General features: G+C 47.5%; 14 protein-coding genes and 1 tRNA gene. 2 read left to right on the top strand and 13 right to left on the bottom strand.

Going from position 1 to position 19,736, the window contains the following annotated elements:
- The first annotated feature begins 49 nt into the window (after nucleotides 1–49).
- Both IEX62_RS03300 and IEX62_RS03295 read left to right on the top strand, forming a co-directional pair.
- Nucleotides 50–1,021 (top strand): ABC transporter substrate-binding protein, encoded by a 972-nt coding sequence (locus IEX62_RS03300; protein ID WP_188773956.1) that lies wholly within the window; start codon nucleotides 50–52, stop codon nucleotides 1,019–1,021.
- Between the two features lie 488 nt (nucleotides 1,022–1,509).
- A tRNA-Leu gene (locus IEX62_RS03295) sits at nucleotides 1,510–1,596 on the top strand.
- A gap of 447 nt (nucleotides 1,597–2,043) precedes the next feature.
- Here the strand turns inward: IEX62_RS03295 and xynC are convergent.
- From xynC to IEX62_RS03230, 13 genes are all read right to left on the bottom strand, one after another.
- The gene (gene xynC, locus IEX62_RS03290) at nucleotides 2,044–3,282 is read right to left on the bottom strand and encodes a glucuronoarabinoxylan endo-1,4-beta-xylanase XynC (RefSeq protein ID WP_188774051.1); all 1,239 of its coding nucleotides are present in this window, start codon (nucleotides 3,280–3,282) and stop codon (nucleotides 2,044–2,046) included.
- Nucleotides 3,283–3,819: 537 nt separating this feature from the next.
- The gene (gene nrdR / locus IEX62_RS03285; RefSeq protein ID WP_229685574.1) at nucleotides 3,820–4,374 is read right to left on the bottom strand and encodes a transcriptional regulator NrdR; all 555 of its coding nucleotides are present in this window, start codon (nucleotides 4,372–4,374) and stop codon (nucleotides 3,820–3,822) included.
- 146 nt (nucleotides 4,375–4,520) lie between these two features.
- Nucleotides 4,521–5,096: a lytic transglycosylase domain-containing protein gene (locus IEX62_RS03280; RefSeq protein ID WP_188773955.1), complete on the bottom strand. Its 576-nt coding sequence runs from the start codon at nucleotides 5,094–5,096 to the stop codon at nucleotides 4,521–4,523.
- Complete coding sequence (gene coaE, locus IEX62_RS03275) at nucleotides 5,093–5,689, bottom strand: dephospho-CoA kinase (protein ID WP_188773954.1); 597 nt, start codon at nucleotides 5,687–5,689, stop codon at nucleotides 5,093–5,095. Before coaE ends, IEX62_RS03280 begins: the two co-directional genes overlap by 4 nt.
- Nucleotides 5,690–5,693: 4 nt before the next feature.
- The gene (gene mutM, locus IEX62_RS03270) at nucleotides 5,694–6,545 is read right to left on the bottom strand and encodes a DNA-formamidopyrimidine glycosylase (protein ID WP_188773953.1); all 852 of its coding nucleotides are present in this window, start codon (nucleotides 6,543–6,545) and stop codon (nucleotides 5,694–5,696) included.
- Between the two features lie 401 nt (nucleotides 6,546–6,946).
- Nucleotides 6,947–9,640: a DNA polymerase I gene (polA, locus tag IEX62_RS03265; protein WP_188773952.1), complete on the bottom strand. Its 2,694-nt coding sequence runs from the start codon at nucleotides 9,638–9,640 to the stop codon at nucleotides 6,947–6,949.
- A 378-nt stretch (nucleotides 9,641–10,018) separates the two neighbouring features.
- Entirely contained in the window at nucleotides 10,019–10,678 is a 660-nt protein-coding gene (phoU, locus tag IEX62_RS03260) for a phosphate signaling complex protein PhoU (RefSeq protein WP_188773951.1), read from the bottom strand.
- 73 nt (nucleotides 10,679–10,751) lie between these two features.
- Entirely contained in the window at nucleotides 10,752–11,540 is a 789-nt protein-coding gene (gene pstB / locus IEX62_RS03255; RefSeq protein WP_188773950.1) for a phosphate ABC transporter ATP-binding protein PstB, read from the bottom strand.
- A 127-nt stretch (nucleotides 11,541–11,667) separates the two neighbouring features.
- Complete coding sequence (locus IEX62_RS03250; protein WP_188773949.1) at nucleotides 11,668–13,917, bottom strand: methyl-accepting chemotaxis protein; 2,250 nt, start codon at nucleotides 13,915–13,917, stop codon at nucleotides 11,668–11,670.
- A gap of 159 nt (nucleotides 13,918–14,076) precedes the next feature.
- Nucleotides 14,077–14,808, bottom strand: a complete 732-nt coding sequence (locus tag IEX62_RS03245) for a response regulator transcription factor (RefSeq protein WP_188773948.1) — start codon at nucleotides 14,806–14,808, stop codon at nucleotides 14,077–14,079.
- A gap of 121 nt (nucleotides 14,809–14,929) precedes the next feature.
- Nucleotides 14,930–16,747: a two-component system histidine kinase PnpS gene (gene pnpS / locus IEX62_RS03240; RefSeq protein WP_188773947.1), complete on the bottom strand. Its 1,818-nt coding sequence runs from the start codon at nucleotides 16,745–16,747 to the stop codon at nucleotides 14,930–14,932.
- 9 nt (nucleotides 16,748–16,756) lie between these two features.
- Nucleotides 16,757–17,740: a bile acid:sodium symporter family protein gene (locus IEX62_RS03235; RefSeq protein WP_229685573.1), complete on the bottom strand. Its 984-nt coding sequence runs from the start codon at nucleotides 17,738–17,740 to the stop codon at nucleotides 16,757–16,759.
- A 677-nt stretch (nucleotides 17,741–18,417) separates the two neighbouring features.
- Nucleotides 18,418–19,275 carry an SDR family oxidoreductase gene (locus IEX62_RS03230; RefSeq protein ID WP_188773945.1) on the bottom strand — a complete coding sequence of 286 codons (858 nt, stop codon included), beginning with the start codon at nucleotides 19,273–19,275 and terminating at the stop codon, nucleotides 18,418–18,420.
- Nucleotides 19,276–19,736: the final 461 nt, after the last annotated feature.

Genomic DNA, 19,736 nt, shown 5'->3' with positions numbered 1-19,736 from the left:
AGCCTTTCTTACCGGACCTATCGATACACACGAAAAGAGGCGAATATCGTTGAAGTATTCAGCTTTAGCAAAGGCAGGACTGGGTCTTGCCTTATTACTTGTTTTTCTGACCGCCTGTGGACAGCCGAAGGAAACACGGGCAGATATTTTTAATCCAAATGGTATTAAGGTGATGCCTGTACGCGATTCATTCGGACAGATGGTGAATGTGCCGATCTCACCGAAACGAATTGCGGTTACGGATCAGCTAGCGATGGATTATTTGAATGCGCTGGATGCAACGGTATCTCTGGCGGCGAAGCCGGCAGGTGGCAGCTATGTATTCCCGCCTTACACCGAGCAGGAGCAACGCGATAGCCTGACATTGATCGAAACGTCGAATGGCTCCCTTGATCCGTCTGCACTTGCTGGACAGAAGCCGGATCTGATCTTTACCGACAGTAGCGATCGCAGTGCATATGATGCCCTGTCCAAAATCGCTCCAACCGTCTACATCGATCCAACACTGGACTGGCGTAGTGAGCTGTATATGTACAGCACATTCCTTGACCGCGATACGATCGCACGTCAATATATGAATGCATACCAGAAAGACTCCAACAGTGCGAAAAATACGATTGCAGCAGCGAACCCAGGTACAATCGCAGCCGTGATGATCAAGGACAATGCGATGCAAGTATACGGTAGCTCACAGCAAGGTGCAGGCGCGGTAATCTATCAGGATCTGGCATTGAAAGCACCGGAAGGTATCCCAACAGGTGCAGCTTCCACAACGATCAACATGGCACAGCTCCAGCAAATGAATCCAGATACCCTGTTTATTGCTACAGGTGAAAAAGATGATACTGCCGCCGCACTGAGCAAGCGTATGGAAGCATCTGCGGATGGTGCAGCATGGAACGAATTGAAGGCTGTACAAAATGGAAAAGTATACATCGTTGATTCCGGCTTCTTCAACGATACACCACTTGCCAAGTCGTACGTGATTCAGACGATTGCGGATAAGCTTACCAATAAATAAAAATTGTTACCGATAACAGAACCATTAGTGCTGTATCCTCTAGCGCTAGTGGTTCTTTGTTATTTATGGCTCGCCTTTAATTCCTCCTCCTGTTACTATTACTGTTACTGTTTCGTTTGTACGTCTTATAATCACTTTAGCTAGCCGTATACTTGTTTCAGCTATGCGTTTTATATATACGTTTATAAAACCGTATTCACCTCGATACATATCCTTCATGTAATCTTGTTGCTACAGCTACTCAAGCGCGCCCTTTCAATCTGATACCTTCTGCAATATCATTCTTAATTCTCTTGGGGTACAACATTCAAGCTTAATAACATTTATATTCTAAATTTTAATCCTGGATCTTCACACAATCCCTACAATAATATTGTTGCAATCCCTCACCATATGTAGTATTATCTTAAATACGGTGATTCTTTCACCACTTCCTGTCTCACATCATGAACCACACAACAAGAGGAACGGGAAGTTACATATTGCTTGCGGTCGTGGCGGAATTGGCAGACGCGCACGGTTCAGGTCCGTGTGGGCTTACCCCCGTGGAGGTTCGAGTCCTCTCGACCGCACCATATGCTTATAACCAGCACGTAATTGATTCGTCGATTACGTGCTTTTTTGATTCTTCAAAGTAAAGCCGCCGACCGCACTTCATGTGCAGATCGGCGGCTTATTTGTTTTTCACATGTATCTTGCTTAGAATTGTAGGGGCGGTGGAGAGTTGCGTTATGATGATAACATGCAGTATTGCTAGGCTACCACATCACTTATAGCAATTACGTGGCTATATAAAGTGCAGAAATACATAGCTACATAGATTACAACACATACACAGTAACATAATTAGCTTCATAGATCACAGCACATACACAGTAGCATAATAGCTTCATAGATCACGCGCATACACAGTAGCATAATAGCTTCATAGATCATAGCGCATACACAGTAACATACTAACTTCATATGTTACAGCACTTACATAGCTGCATCAGGTTACACTCCATACCTTCCCTTATTCCTTATTTTAGATCTGCAACAAAAGTGGTCACACTCTGCGCAGGCAGACTCATCGTAAACGACGAACCGGATGTATTCACTGTGCCGGGTGCCAGATTACGGCTAGCATCGGTTGTCCAGGAGGAGACTTTGGATACACTACCGTTTTGCAGCGCAAAATTCTGGTTTGTTGCGGCATTGTTCTTGTTAATCGCTACGATGACTACCTTACCGTCACCTTTGTAAGCAGAGACGAACACATTGTTATTCGGGCTTTCCGTAGCATCGACACGAGTATAGCCTGGGCGAACGAATTTGGAGAAATGCGCCATGCTATAGCCGCGTTTACTGATCGTACCGTCTTCCTTCATCGGCCCATATTGTCTGCGGATGTACCACCATACGTACGTTTGGAAATTACCGACTGCCATCGCTTTGTGCATATGGTATGCCACATCTACACCTTCCGGCCAGCGATCGGCAGAGTTGTTATCGCTGTTCGGGTAATAAACCTCGGTCATCCATAGCTCTTTTCCGGCTCCCTTTTGCTGGAACAGCGGATAGGAGAAGTTGTTGAAGGATGTCCCGTATGTATGCGTGCCGAGAATATCCATATTCGCCAGTGCCTGCGAATCATTCAAAATCGGGTCAGACATATTTTTCAAATACGAGAACGATTCGGGAGCGATAACTCGCGCATTGATCGAGCCTGCATTTTCCTTCATAAAACGCAGCATTTCCTGTGGTGTCCACCATGTCCAGGTGTGCGCATAGTCCGGTTCATTTTGTACAGAGATCGCGTACAGATTCACACCATTGTTTTTCATATAAGCGACAAAGTCGTTCAGGAATTTGGCATAATCCGCATACTTGTCATAACGCAGACGCTTCGCAGAGGTATCTCCATCGTGATTGAACGTCTCTGTCATCTCGGCTGGCGGATTCCATGGCGAAGCGAATACGATTGCACCTCGTGCGGCAGCGGCTTGAGCGGTTGGCAACTCTTTTGCCCAGTTGCTTTTGTTCGAGTCGATATACACACGTAGTACAGAGAAGCCTAATTGATTGTTGCCATTACCAAATGCAGTATCGCGCTGTGAAGCGGTCAGATCGCCAGCCCACAGTGCATGGTTGATCCCACCAAAGCCACGAATAACCTGCTTGGTGGAGGACAGATTCACTACTGCATCCCCTGCCGCGGATACCGGTGTCGGTGAGACAACAGGTGTCAGCAATGAGAATAGAGTAGCAACGACGAGCATGACACTGATCGATTTCTTCGTCAGATCAAACAAAATATCATCTCCTTAGCTGTTTTTAAATGAAGCAGTTACTCGTATTACTATATCTATTATGTATTTTTATACATTTATTGAGCAATATTATAATCGCGTAATGCTTGTGAAGCGGATCACCAACAATATAGAAATACATTCCAATGTATAAATTGTGCTCAAGTTAAGTATAGTTTATATCTTGAAAATGCAGACACAACTATATGGAAATTACCATATAATTACCAAACGTTGCGTATTAGTATTCGGATGTTAGGCGACTTGTATACAGGAGTGCCTATTTTAAAATAACATCAAAAAAACATCATCACTGTAGAGTGAATTATGCACTCCAAAGCGATGATGTTATCCTGTAGCGATACAGATCAGACATGGAAATTCAGCAAAGAGCACTAACTTTTATTCCAAATCTAATCTGCCCTGTATGCAGTCTGCCTTGTACCAGACTGCACTAGTTCCAGTTACTTCTAACTTACTCAACTACTCGTTAATAATCTAGTCCATTCAGTCCTGCTCTGACTGCGTATCCTCCAGATCCTGTGCATCTGCATAGGTATTGGAGGAGGTAGTACCGGCTTGAGGCTTGGACTTCTTCTCATGCTTCGGATCGTCGCTGAGCAGTCCTTGCAGCTCCTTCATGAACATATTGATGTCCTTGAATTGACGATACACCGAGGCGAATCGTACGTAGGCCACTTCATCCACTGGATACAGCTGCTCCATAACCAGTTCTCCGACAGCACGGCTCTCCACCTCAGCAAGTGCTGTTGCATACAGGCTCTTTTCCACCTCGGATACGATCGCATCCAGCTGATCGACCGATACCGGACGCTTCTCGCACGCTCTGATCAAGCCGCGCAGCAGCTTATCCCGGCTGAATTCTTCCCGACTTCCGTCCTTTTTGATGACGATTAATGGGGTTACCTCGACCATCTCAAACGTGGTAAAGCGGCGACTACAGCTTTCGCATTCACGTCTGCGGCGAATCGATTTATTATCGTTAGCCGGTCTTGAGTCTAGCACTTTCGTTCCATTGTGACCACAGTAGGGGCATTTCACCGCTGTGTCACCTTCCTTTCATTGCTAATGCTTGTTCATCGCTCTGGTGTGTCTGTTCGTTGTGTTAAATAGCATTCATGGTTCGTCTATAAGTGCGTTATACAGGCTGCATGATTCAGAAAAGGTAACAAGGCAGCTATGCCTTGTCAAAATCGGTCATACAATTTGGTATATTGCTTATAATAATATAATACACGTTGCACATAATGTCTCGTTTCGCCATAAGGAATATCTTTGGCGTCTTCGAGCGTGCCGTCCCACTGACCGTTTTTGATCCAATTTTTCACTTTACCTGGCCCTGCATTATAAGCGGCGATAACCGCTACCTCATTCCCACCGAACTGCTGCATCAAATTGTTAATATACCAGCTGCCCAGCTCGATATTCGGCTCTACATCATGCTTCACGGAATCCAGCGTGACATCTTTGAGATGTGCCTTTTCCATCGCCCAGGTGGCGGTATCTGGCATTAGCTGCATCAATCCAAGCGCACCCTTTTTCGATTCCATGCTTGGCTGGTAGTTCGTCTCTACACGAATAATCGAAGCGATCAAATACGGATCAACCTCGTAATTGGAAGCATGGGCGCGAATCTCATCCCGATATTCAATCGGATAAATGAGCGACAGCCAGCGTGCATTGAACAGGACAAGCACAAGCACAATCGCGAACAGTGGAAGCAACACTCGCTTACGGATAACAGTTCGTTTGAGCTTATTCATCCTAATCCCTTTCCTGTCCAATAACGCTCCAGCTGAACCACTGTCTGCTCCCATGTCCCGCTATTATCGATCACCACATCCGCAAGCTGCTTCTTTTCCTCGATATCCATCTGTGCAGCGAGTCGCTGTAACGCCTGCTGCTCATCCAGACCATCGCGCTGCATCAAGCGTTGTAGCTGAATCTCTCGCGGTACGTAGACGACCATCGTTTCGCTAAATATATAGGCACCCTTCGATTCGTACAATAGCGGAATATCCGCTACGACGAGGCGATCGGGATCAGCCTGCTCCAGCTCGGCAACTCGTGTATGAATGAGCTCACGAATAGCCGGATGTGTAATATTCTCCAGCGCCTTCCGTTCCTCCGGGCGTCCAAAAATATGCGCGCCCAGTCGCTTGCGATCCAGTGTCCCATCCTCCAGTAGCATATCGGCACCAAAGCGCTCGCTGACCTGCTGAAGCACCGGATGTCCGGGCAGCATAACCTCGCGTGCAATCTGATCCGCATCTACCAACGCCGCTCCATGCTGTACCAGCCATGCAGCTACAGAGCTTTTGCCCGTAGCGATTCCTCCGGTTAATCCTATATTCATGTTGTCACCCCATTGCTTTTTGACGCGCTGGCAAAGGCTGGCATACCGGGCAATAATGCGTGCCCCTGCCGCCGACTACTGTTTTCTCGATCAATGTACCACATTCCTGGCAAGGCTCTGCTTTGCGTCCATAAATACGAAGGCTATGCTGGAACATGCCCATTTCGCCTTGACCGTTCACATACGACTTGATCGACGAGCCGCCTGCGGCAACTGCATCACTTAGAGTAGATACAATCGCTTCATGCAGACGAATCAACTGCTCCCGGCTCAGATCAGATGCAATCGTCTCGGGATGAATGCCAGCACGGAATAAGGCTTCATCCACGTAAATATTACCGATCCCAACGACATAGGCTTGATTGAGCAGCACTGGCTTGATCATCGTTCTACGCTTGCTAATCACGCTAATAAACTGCTCATCTGTAAACTGCGGATCCAGCGGCTCTAATCCAAGCTGCACCAGTGGCTTCGATTGAAGCTCCTCGCCTGTCGCAAACAGATGCATCGTACCGAATTGACGAACATCCTTGTATCTTAGCTCAGTGCCATCGGTAAAATGGAAAATAACATGGGTATGCTTCTCCACTGGCTCATCGCTGCGATATACGCCGTAGCGTCCTTCCATCCGCAAATGGGATACCATCACTAATCCATCTAAAATAAAGCGCAGGAATTTCCCGCGACGTTCTACCGTTTCAAAGGTATGTCCCTGTAGCTCCAATGCAAACTGCTCTGGATCATCCGGTCGCTGAATAATACGTGGCAGCGATACGGTAACCCGTTCAATCTGTTTGCCGGGAATCAGGGTGTTAAGCGTGCGTCTGACTGTTTCTACTTCTGGCAATTCCGGCATGTTGTTCACCTATCCTTTGGGTGTACGTCTGTGAGTGTGTGCAATTAGCAGCAATCACTGCGGGAAGGAATAAGGGTACGGACTCGGGTGGAGCCGCGGGAATCTGTTGGAATTGGGAGTACATGAAGATTCACGCTCCTCCAAAGCTGTAAGATATTTTGCTGCGCAAAAATCACTTTTCCATTGAACCCCGTGTTAGGAAATCACTAACACTATAAGTCGTCCTTTCCCCTTATTTCCTTCCCTCCGTTACGTGTTGCTTGCATCATACTCATAGTTGTACAGATTTAGTATCGTAGTTTTATAAAATCTTGGTTCGTGTATGCGTCTGTATGCGCGTTCTAGCCATTCTAAACCTGGAATAAGCATTTTAGCTTGCTAAATTATAAGACATCATCGTATTACTTGGCTTCGTACCAGTTGGCACCGTAGCTTACATCTGCTTTTAAGGGTACCGAAAGTTCCAGTGCGTCTCTCATGACCTGTGGTACGAGTGTTTTCATTTGTTCCAACTCATCGGCTGGGACTTCGAATACTAGTTCATCGTGTACCTGTAGTAGCATGCGGCTTTTGAGTCCATTTTCGGTTAATGCGCGATCCATGTGTACCATGGCGAGCTTGATGATATCGGCTGCAGTGCCCTGGATCGGTGTATTCATCGCTGTACGCTCGGCGAAGGAGCGCAGGTTGAAGTTGGACGAACGAATTTCTGGCAAATAGCGGCGACGTTCTAGCATTGTTTTTACATAGCCATTTTGTTTGGCTTCATCGACGATCTCGTCCATATAGCGGCGCACGCCCTGGAAGACGTCGAAGTATTGATTAATGAAATCGCCTGCTTCTTTTCGGGTGATACCGAGATTCTGGGACAAGCCGTAGTCGCTGATACCATATACGATGCCGAAGTTAACGGCTTTGGCAGAACGGCGCATATTGCTGTCGACCTGTTCCTGTGCTACACCGAATACGTCCATCGCTGTCTTGGTATGGATATCCATATCATGGACAAACGCATCCTTCAAGCCAGCATCGTCGGAGATATGAGCCAGTACACGCAATTCGATCTGGGAGTAGTCGGCAGATAGCATCGACCAACCCTGCTCGGACGGTACGAATACTTTACGCAGCTTGCGGCCTTCTTCCAGACGAATCGGAATATTTTGCAGGTTTGGGAACTGGCTGGAGAGGCGTCCGGTTGCTGTGATTGTCTGGCGGAAGTACGTGTGTACTTTACCTGACTTCGGATGAATCTCCTTGAGCAGTCCTTCAACATAGGTTGATTGCAGCTTGGCTAGCTGACGATACGTTAAAATGTACTGCACGATATCATGATACGGTGCCAGCTCCTCCAGCACATCTGCACTGGTGGAATAGCCCGTTTTTGTTTTCTTTTTCACAGGCAGTCCCAGGCGATCAAATAAAATCTCGCCCAGTTGCTTCGGCGAATTCAGGTTGAATTCCGTGCCTGCCATGTCATAGATTTGCGCGACCAGCTTACTGATTTGCTGTTCAAATTCTTTGCCCAGTGCGCGTAGTTCATCCGTATTCACGGCTACACCCTGTTTTTCCATATCGGCTAGAATACGCGATAATGGCATTTCCAGATCGCTGAACAGTGGTGTCATCTCATTTTGCTCTAATTGCTCGCGTTGCAGTGGAACCAGCTGGCGAATCGTTGCTGCTTTACGGGCTAGATGCTGGCTCAGTACGTCCTGCTCGGGTACTTTGTACTTTGCCCCTTTACCGAAGACCGCTTCATCTTCTGACAATACAGGTAGCGCATATTTGGAAGCCAGTGCGCTCAGACTTTGACCGGATTCCGTCGGATCGAGCAAATACGCAGCAATCTGAATATCAAAGGCAGCTCCGGCAAAAGCAATGCCTTCCCAGAACAGCACCAGATCGGCGCGATGCAGATCATGTCCCTGCTTCGGAATGGAGCTATCGCCCAGCCATCTGCGAATCGCTGCTGCTGCATCACTTTTTAGCACATCCGGTGTAAGGAAATAATATTCCTCTGGTGTACCGAATAGCACGCCCACCAGCTCCGCATGATGCGGATTATCGCCATGACTCTCCACATGAACAACATCCACTGTACTCAGCGCGGCTTCAAGTTCGGATACCTGCGGTTCGTCCAGCATGGTCACCTTCAGATCAGGCATTGGCGCTGAGCCACCATCTGCATCGGCATTCAGCTCATCGAGCGTTGCATCTGGATGAGCCGCTACATCGCTCAGATCAAGTCGCTGCAAAATCGACTTGAACTCCAGCTTTTGCAAGGCGGTTACTGCTGTCGCGGCTTGAATTCCTTCGTACTTCATGCTATCCCAGCTTGCATCGAATGGAACCTCACGGAAGATGGTCGCCAGTTCTTTACTTAGACGTGCATCTTCTGCATGCGTCTCGACCTTTTCCTTCATTTTACCTTTGAGCTGATCGGTATTTTCCAGCACTTCTTCCACGGTTCCAAACTGATGTAGTAGCTTGAGCGCAGTCTTCTCCCCAACACCCGGAATGCCCGGAATATTGTCGGAAGCATCGCCCATCAAACCCTTCAGGTCGATGATCTGCTCAGGTGTCAATCCATAACGCTCCTGCACCTCATGGGGGCCGTATTGCTCGATTTCGCTGACACCCTTGCGTGTAAGTGCGATGCGTACATGCTCAGAGGCAAGCTGGAGCATATCCTTATCGCCACTCAATACGAGTACCTCGCAGCCCTTTTCTTCTGCCTGACGAGATAACGTACCGATAATATCATCCGCTTCATAGCCCTCTAGCTGATAATGAGAAATACCGAACGCAGTTAGCAAATCCTTGAGTAACGGAAATTGCTCGGATAGCTCAGGTGGTGTCTTCTGGCGACCGCCCTTGTAGTCCTGATAGCTACTATGACGGAAGGTGATCTTCCCCGCATCAAATGCGACCATCACATGGGTCGGCTTATGCTCCTCCAGCACCCGTAATAGCATATTCGTAAAGCCGTATACCGCATTCGTATGCAAGCCTGACGACGTCGTCATCGGCTGCTGCATCGCAAAGAACGCGCGGTAAATAATACTGTTTCCATCTATTAACATGAATTTGTCCATAATTCCTCCTGTGATTGGTGCCTTCGGATCGATACCGTCTGCACCGTTGCTATAAGCAGGTCATTGTGTAGGTCTCGTGTTGCCTGCGATTCCTGCTTCCGAACACTGTACGTTCTATATAAAAGCAGACCGATATCCTGTCGAAACAGGACGTTTTCTTCCTTCTTCTATGATACCACAAGCCCCTGCGTTCCAAAACAAAAGGCACCGGAGAAGTTTCCGGTGCCTGCTGTTCTGCAACATGCCAAAGATATATAGGATGTTTTCTGTTGTTAACGTCTTCTGAATCATTGAAGCAAGATGCAGGGTACGATTGGTTTCATACGATGCAGGGATGCATGCTATTGTAGCTACGCACCGCAGCATAGAGGAATTCGTTTAGCTGTTCAGATCCGGACGTTTACCTGTTACCAGATATACGACGCTCTCTGCAATATTGGTCGCATGATCGGCAATACGCTCAATATAACGACCTGTCAGATTGATCAGCATCACCTGCGGACCATCTGCTCCATTTTCCTTCACATACTCGTGTAGCTCACGAATCATACCGCTGTACAGATGATCGACCTGATCATCATCCGTACCTACCTTGTGGGCAAGATCGGTATTTTCGTCCAAATAAGAACGAATCGAATCACGAATCATCTCTACTACGATCTCCGACATTTGCGGAATGTCCTTGAGCGGCTTGATCAGCTCAGAGCCTTGCAGACGCAGGGTAACCTTCGCCACATCCAGCGCCAGATCACCCATACGCTCCAGATCACTGGAGATTTTGAATGCGACAATAATACGGCGCAGATCCTTCGCTACTGGCTGTTGCGTGATGATCAGACGCGAGCCGATATCCATAATCTTTTCTTCCATTTCGTTTAGACGGTAATCGTTGTCTACAACGCTTTTCGCTAGCTCCACATTTTTGCTTTGCAGCGATTGTACCGCTTCTTGAAGTGCTTCGATAACATGATCTCCCATGGAAGCGAGTAACTCGCGAAGCTCGTACAGGCTTTCATCGAATCCTTTCCGGTTAGGCATACATGATCCTCCTATGGCTGATTACTTGTTTGGAAAAGCTGGATATTCGTGAGTAGAAGTCAAGCAGTGCCTGTCAGCCGAAGCGTCCAGAAATATAATCTTCCGTACGAGAATCGGACGGATTGGAAAACATCTCAGTCGTATCGGTAGCCTCTACAATCTCTCCATTCAGGAAAAAGGCGGTCTGATCGGAAATACGTGCTGCCTGGTGCATATTATGTGTCACCATCACGATCGTATAGTCCTTTTTCAGATCCTGTGTCAGCTCTTCAATCTTGAGTGTAGAGATTGGATCAAGCGCTGACGTTGCTTCGTCCATAAGCAAAATATCCGGCTGCCCGGCAATCGCACGCGCAATACACAGACGCTGCTGCTGACCGCCTGACAGGCTAAAAGCGGACTTTTTCAAATGGTCCTTGACCTCTTCCCAGAGTGCAGATTGCTTCAAGCTACGCTCGACAATCGCTTCCAGCTCCGACTTGGATCGGATACCTTGCAATCGCGGGCCATAGGCGACATTTTCAAAGATCGATTTCGGAAATGGATTCGGTTGCTGGAATACCATACCTACTTGCTGACGCAAGCCTTCTACCTCAACGTCGTCGCCATAAATGTCCGCGCCGGCAATCTCGACCTTGCCTTCAATACGCGTGCCGGGGATCATGTCATTCATTCGATTCAATGTACGCAGCAATGTCGATTTACCGCAACCGGATGGGCCGATAAATGCAGTGACTGCTTTTTCTTTAATGCTAAGTCCGATATTTTTAAGAGCATGATGCTTCTCATAGTATAAGTTTAATTGTTCGATACGAATAATGTCTGACACAAGGTCACACTCCCCTGATTTCTCTATATTCATAACGCTGTGCCGCTACATACAGCGGCTGGCATCTATACATGATACGGGATGTTTGTAAAGCGTGAGCTCCCGAATTGTAAAGGGAGTGTAAAACTTGCTTTGACAGATTTCTATGCTCTACTGATGCTTATCGCAGCATCGATTTACTTTGCGCCTGCTGCTTTAGTGTATCCATGACGAGCATGGTTAATCGGCTTGCTTCACCTGCGGTTCCATGCAGATGCTTCGCCTGTGCAGACGCATGATCAGCTGCCGATGCCATTTCGCCAAATAACTGATCTGCCTGTGTAATACGCAGCATACTCGCATCCATTGTCTGCTCAGCCGTTTGACTCGACTGAGCCGATTGTCCGATCATCTCATTCAAGCTACCGAGCAGACGTGCAATATCGGAGGACATGCCTGTAATGCGCTCTGCAAGCAATCGCATCTCAGACGCCACCACTGCGAAGCCACGTCCAGCCTGCTGTGCACGTGCGGCTTCAATAGATGCGTTTAGCGCCAGCATACTACTCTGACCGGCAAGCTGAGCGACATCATCCACGACCTTACGCGCTTGTACCGTATGCTCCAGCATTTGCTCGGCTTGAATACGCTGATCATTCACAAGCTGCTGTGCCTGACGGAATTGTTGATTCGCCTCTGTCAGCTGATGGTGACCAGCAACGGTACGCTCCTTGATCTCTACGAGCTGACGCGACGTTTCATCCGCAGCATGGCTCACCGTATTAACAGCTTGACCGATCTGCTCAACATAGGTGTAAGACGCTTGTAGAGACTGTACGCGCTGCTGTTCAGCCCCTGTCTGTAAATGACGTGACAGCTCCATCAGATCGCGAATCGTAATCGCACCTGCCAGCTTGCCTTGATCCGTTAGCAATACACATTCATAAAAGGCTTCGCCCTCACGAGCAAGCGCAGCATCTACGACATCTGCTGGCTGATCATTCAAGTTTACGATCAATGGCTCATTCTGGCTAAATCGACTCGTACTGCGTCCATAATATAATTCTGTAGCAAATCGGCTTGCCATCCGTCGATAAAATTGCTCACGCATAATCAGACCCATCGGCTCATCGTGCTCATTACAGATCGTCACGCACGGTAGCTCGGGTTGATCGCGGAATCGCTGTAATGTTTCTCCACATGTCTCATTACTACGAATCTGCGGCACCTTGATCAGATAATGACCTAGCTCACATTCCGGCAGGGATAAAGTCGGCTGCTCGGCTACCCATGTGGTTGTGGCAATAGGAGCAGCAGAGGAAGCATGGACTGGTGTATTCACCCCTGATGCAGATGCTGATGGAGTCATAATACTCGGTTGAGCAACTGTTGCGCGTTGTTGTACTTGATTGGTTGCTATTGGACTGCTTGCTTTGGAGTTAGTCTTATGGCTGGTTGTGTTCGTCATTATGCTCGTAGGGGTCGTACGGCTCGTATTTGCAACATGATTCGAGCTTGTAGACTTTGTTATCGTACTTGATGGTGTAGCTGACTTAGCTGATGCTGGTGTGTTTTGAGTAGATGAACTAGACGGAGCTGTCGGGCTAGATGGGCGCACCATATGAGTCTGCGCTGTCGAGCTGGTCTGTCGAATAGAATTCGTTTGAGTCATCGAACGATCCTGAACTGCTGCGCTAGCATTCGTCGAGTTCGCTTTTGTTGGGTTCGTTTTTACAGCGGTGCTTGTCTTCGTCGTAGTTGACGATGGTACAACCTTACGATTGGAAACCGCTTGTGTTGCTGAAGCTGCTGGCTTTGGTGCAGTTGTACCCGTTGTAGTGGCATGAGCGAGACGATTAAGGCTTGGCTGTGCCTGAGCTGTCGCTTTTTTCTCTATTGTGGTTGTGGTTGAATTGCCTGATAGAGCAGGCGCAGCAGTAACCGACTGCTTCTGGTTGACCGCAGATGAGGAGTCTACCCTGGCTGACTGATTCGTAGCAGATACCTGTTTGTTCGCAGCAACGAAGGGCTGAGTGTTAGCAACGACTGGCTGATTCACTTGAACTGACGACTGGTTCACAGCAGCTGCTGGCTTGTTCGTAGCAACTGAAGAGGTTTTGACCTCAGCTGTCGGTTCCTCCTTGAGCATCGGCGACTCGTTCATAGACATTACTGGCTCATTTGCGGTTAAGGATGGCTTTGACGTTGACACATCATCGGTATTCTTCATTCCTACTGTAGCCTGATCGTCTATCGACCCAGCACTACGATTCGTGCTTTGTGGCTCTGTGTTGGATGACGGTGTTGTCGTTGTATGGCTAGGCTGTGTATGGGTAGGGGGAGAGGCTACTGGTTGGCGTTCAGTGACCGTCGATTCCGAAGTGTTAGCGACTGTTGTTTGTTCCCGTTCTTTTAAGGCTTGAGTAGTCAATTGTATCGACTCCTTAGTTCTTTAGTATTACTATCCCTTAAAGACTACTGGATTATTGTAAAATAAATTGCCATATTTCTGCATAAGTATGTAATATGATGGTTCTTCCTGATTTAATTTCGTAAAATAGAACTAGAAAAAAAGATGCTCGTCACTCCGTTAACCGGAATGAGGAGCACCTGCTTTTTTACGTACGACTAATTTATAACCGACACCGCGAATCGAATCGATATGCACGGAATCGGGATCAAGTTCAAGCTTTTTACGTAAGGAGCTGACGTGTACATCGACTGTACGCTGTCCACCAATATAGTCAAAGCCCCATACCGCGTTCATCAGATCATCCCGCGTCATAACAACACCTGGCTTGCGTGCAAGATACAGCAGCACTTCAAATTCCTTAGGGCGCAGCGTAATCTGCTGGCTTCCCAGTGCAACCTCGTATTTATCCGGATAGATCATAAGATCGCCAAGCTCGATCCGGCTCTCCTGCACATCCTCGTCAGCCGGCTGATCTTCACGCCCGGTTGCACGGCGCAATACAGCAGCGACACGAGCAAGCAGCTCCGAAACACCAAATGGCTTGGTAATGTAATCGTCTGCGCCTGCCTTCAATCCTTCTACAACTTCCTCTTCCGCATTTTTCGCGGTCAAAATAACAACCGGTGTGCGAATGCCGGAGCTTCTCAGCTTGCGTAAAATATCCAATCCCGACATACCCGGCAACATCAGATCGAGCAGGATCAGCTCGAACGACTCGTTCTGAGCACGCTCCAATCCGGCACTGCCATGATCCTCCACCGTTACCTCATACCCTTCCTGGGTCAGGTTGTAGGAAAGTAGACGGGACAACGTTGATTCATCTTCAATGACCAGCAATCGTTTAGTCATGATAACCTCCACTCGGGTTTACATTTCTTTCACCGTGACCAGCATATCACTATTTTGTTAACACAGTGTAAAAATATTGAATTTGGTTATCCAGCAGTTATGCAGTGATTAAAATTCACCTTTATTCCGTCTCATCAGCCTGTAGCAGTGGCAGATTTACCGTAAAGGTCGAACCGATATTAACCTCGCTCTCCACAGTCACCTGACCGTGATGCAGCTCTACCAGGTGCTTCACGATGGATAATCCCAGCCCCGTGCCACCTGAGCTACGTGAGCGTGCTTTGTCCACCCGGTAAAAGCGTTCAAAGATACGTGGCAGGTCCTTACGCGGAATGCCCATCCCCGTATCGGTCACATCAAAGATAATCCGTTCCTCACCCTGCTGGGACAGCGTTTCACGTCCATTCAGACGTACCTGTCCGCCATCCTGTGTATAGTTTATCGCATTGGAGATCAAATTCACAAAAATCTGACGTAACCGATCCTCGTCTGCCTCCATAAACAATTCCTCTGGCACCTGCATATCAAGCGTAATATTCTTCTTCGCTGCCGAAGCATTCAGCATTTCCCGAATCGTCTCGAAAAATGGCTGTAAATGAATCGGTGAGAAATTTAGCGGTGAGCGCTTGGATTCGATTTTAGACAACTCCAAAATATCACCGATCAGGCGATTTAGCCGCTCACTCTCGTCATAAATAATTTGTAAAAAGGAGCGCGAGGTCTGCTCATCCTTCACCCCACCGCTCAGGAGCGTCTCGGCAAAGCCTTTTACCGCTGCAATCGGCGTCTTGAGCTCATGCGACACGTTAGCGACAAACTCACTGCGCATCCGCTCCAGACGACGGATATTCGATACGTCCTGAATCAGGAAAAGCATCCCACGGTACGTATCATCATCCTCAAACATCGGCACACCATCAATCTCGATCAGACGTGGCTCTGGATTGTACAGCGTCTGCTCATCATGGATACGCTCCTTGCGCCGTAGCCCATCACCAAGCAGCTTGCTCAGCTCATAGTGCTGCTTCAGCTCCTGATACGATTTGCCGATCATACGCTTCGAGTTAATGCTGAGCATTTCCTCGGCAAAGCGGTTAATGAGTGCAATTTTGCCGCTATCATCAACCATGACCATACCGCCTGTCATGTTGGCAAGTACGCTTTGCAGTAGATCCTCGTTATCACGAATGACCTTGAGCTGCATTTCCAGACTGTCTGCCATATTATCAATCGCCTTGCCCAGATCACCGATCTCATCCTTGCGATCCAATCGCACCCTTGCCCCATAATCGAGACGAGAAATACGATTCGCCACACGTGTAATATGCTCCAGCGGACGCGTCAGGCTGGCAGCAACGCTATAGCTGACCAGAGCAGCAATCACAAACAGCACAAGCAAGCTAATGCCCATAATCGTCCATGTGCTGCGCACGCCATCCTCCACGGCAACAAGACTCATCGACAGCCGAATATATCCGTCAAATTCTCCTGCTTTTTGCACAGGGGCAGCGACATACAGCATATTTTCCTTGAGCGTGCTGCTGTATCGAACAGCACTGCCCACCCCATCGCGCGCCGCAGCAACAATCTCCTCGCGACTGGCATGATTGTTCATCGTATGGGGATCACTTTCAGAATCACCGATCACCGTGCCGTCCTTTTCAATAAACGTAACACGTGAATCGGTCAGCCGTCCGATCTCTAGTGCTTCACGGGAATAATAGCTAAATACTTCATTGGAGGGCGCTCCATTTTCACTACCGACAGGCTGAAAGGTAAATGTGGACTCCAGCAGCCGAATCTCCCGTAGCATATTGTCTTCCAGCGTCTGCTCATGCGAATCTCGGTAAATATGCGCCATCGTAAAGGCTGCCGCCAGGCCGAGCACAGCCAGCAGAAGCATAATAATAATAGTCAGGCGAATGCGGAACGGTTTCATGCGGTTGCGTCAATCTCCTTTGATATAGTTTGCTTCCTTGAGTCGTTGTCTACTCCGATACGCCTCCACACGCTGAAATACGGAATATTGCAGTGTTGCCATCGGCTGCTGTAGCATAATGCCGAGCACAACAGGCACCGCGGTCTGCGGGCTAAAATAGCCCATCGCAATGACCATCCCGACCGATATATTACGCATTCCAGATGTGTACGCCAGCGTCACCGGCAATTCACGACCTTTCGCGCGAAGTATACCAGAACAGACGTAACCGAGTCCATAGCAAAGCGCAACTGTAATGAGCACCGAAGGGATCACGAGCAACAGATCGCCCTTGAGCGCGCTAAGCTGCGGCGCAATTGCAGCGGCATTAAGTAGTACCACACCAGCAAAACAGAGCTTGGACAGCGGCTGTGTGATCGGTGCTGACCATCGCTTAAATTGACCTCTGGACAGCTCATACACCACCATGCCGAGGATGGTCGGAATGACAATGATAAGCAGCAGATCACGAATCATCCCAAGCGTATCAAATTGAATACTCGCACCGAATAGCCATTCAATCAGACCGGGCACGACAAACGGACTGATCGCCGAATCGACAATGACGAGTGCGAGAGCTAGCGCTACATTTCCCGATGACATGCCTACCCATAGCACAGAGGATACCCCCAGCGGAATCGCTGTGAATAAAACCAGTCCAATCGTATACGGTGAGCCTGCACCGAATAATAATGTACCCAGCTCATACGCAAGCAGCGGTGCAATGACGTGGGCTAAAACAAGTGTGAGCAGCACAGGTAGTGGCTTTTTCAATACGCCCTGTACATGCTGTCTACCACAGCCAATGCCCATCACAAATGTAACAAAGGCAAATAAGTACGGAATCCAGTTCGTATACGCAATCAGTTGCTTCGATAATACAAAGCCAAGTAACAACGTACACGGAATAATCGCAAACATATATTTTTCAAATAGGCGTGTAAAGCTATCCATCGTTTCCCTCATAGGTTGTTCCTTTCTGTGTCGGTGTTGGATAGTAGGTAGTGTCCATTTACCAATTGTGTATTGGTTAAGACTGCTTTTCGACTCTTTTAAGCAAGCATGGAGTGATAAAATGACTCACTTGAATTCTATTTTTTGAAATGATTATCTTCCATGATAGCATACTCCGCTGGCAATCTAACGATGAATAGGGATATTTGTCATAAAAAGTTTAACGTGTGCATAAATGAGTAAGTTCTTATATCTGGCGATGTAGATTAGATCGTTTTGAGGTTTATTTTGGATGATAGTTGAGGATTCGATGATGATGTATGTATCTTTGTACGTTTTGTATTGGGTGGATACAACAGGTTATATGGGTTTTGAGTTTTGAGTTTTGAGTTTTGAGTTTTGAGTTTTGAGTTTTGAGTTTTGAGTTTTGAGTTTTTGCGTTTTTGCGGTTTTGGGGTTTTGCGGTTTTGTAGCTCTATAGATGATGTATAGTTTAGTATAAATTCTTTCTCTTTCTTTTACTTTTCCTTTTCAAATGTATTTTTTTATGCTTAAATCTTCCATTTATTCTATATTAAAGAACACAAAAAGGAGCCTCATAAGGCTCCTCTCATGCATATCATTGCATCTAACCCAATGACATTGACTCTATTGTATAACCGCTATGGTATTCATCATTAACCGTTCACGACTTCGCCGCCATTGACATGAATAATCTGACCGCTCACATAGGAAGAGTCGGTGCTTGCCAGATAGACATAGGCTGGAGCGACTTCGTCTGGTTGTCCCGGGCGTCCCAGTGGCTGAGATTGTCCGAATTCGCCGACACGTTCCGGGTCAAAGGTAGCTGGAATAAGCGGTGTCCAGATCGGACCTGGTGCTACACCATTCACACGGATACCCTTCTCTGCCAGATTCATCGACAGGGAACGGGTAAAGGCAACGATTGCCCCTTTGGTTGAGGAATAATCGAGTAGCGTTGGGCTACCACGATAAGCGGTAATCGACGTTGTATTGATGATTGTCGAGCCTTCTTTTAGATGTGGCATCGCAGCCTTCGTAATATAGAACATTCCGAAAATGTTCGAGCGGAAAGTGCGTTCCAGCTGTTCTGCTGTAATATCCTCGATTGATTCCTGCACATGCTGCTCTGCCGCATTATTCACGACAATATCCAGGCCGCCCAGGCTTTGTACTGCCTGCTCTACCGCAGAACGTGCAAAGCTCTCATCTCCGATATCACCTGCGATGGCTACGCATTTACGTCCTTCGGCTTCAACATAACGTTTCGTTTCTTCTGCGTCATGATCCTCTTCACGATAGATGATCGCAACGTCAGCACCTTCCTTGGCAAAATGGACAGCAACCGAGCGACCGATTCCGCTATCGCCTCCGGTGATGATAGCTCTTTTGCCCTGTAGCTTGCCTGCTGCCTTGTATTCTGAGGCTTGAGACTGTGGACATGGTGTCATTTCCGACTCATGACCTGGCAACGATTGATCCTGTTCTGGTATGCTTTGTGGTTTACTGGACATGTTCAGTTCTCCTCTCATTCAGTGCATGATGATTTAACTTTAGGAAGTCATTCTTAATGCGCTGAACTGGAAAATGCCTCCCAGTTCACTACGTTGCGTTATTACCACCCACCTCTTGCGATTAAACAAAATACATTGAATTTGTAATCATTCTTCAACAAACAACGAAGAACGGATAGTGAAATATAAATATCCTAATTCATTTATTGGGTACCCCATTTATAGTTGTGCCTATGTTGTATAGTTACGCTTATGTTCCATAGTTGCGCCTATATTCAGATAAAATAGCTATGTCTGAAATGGATTTGATGGGCAAATGATACATAGGACAGATGTTGGACAACTATTTCGTGAATTTAGCAAAACCATTCATTTACAATACAATTTCCATTTACAATATAATTCTCATAAACAACAGGGCTTTAAGGGTATTATTCAGAATAAAAATCATTGGAACTAAA

It is taken from the genome of Paenibacillus hunanensis, from assembly GCF_014645615.1.
Classification (GTDB): Bacteria; Bacillota; Bacilli; order Paenibacillales; family Paenibacillaceae; genus Saccharibacillus; species Saccharibacillus hunanensis.
This window is presented reverse-complemented; position numbering and strand designations above follow the sequence as displayed.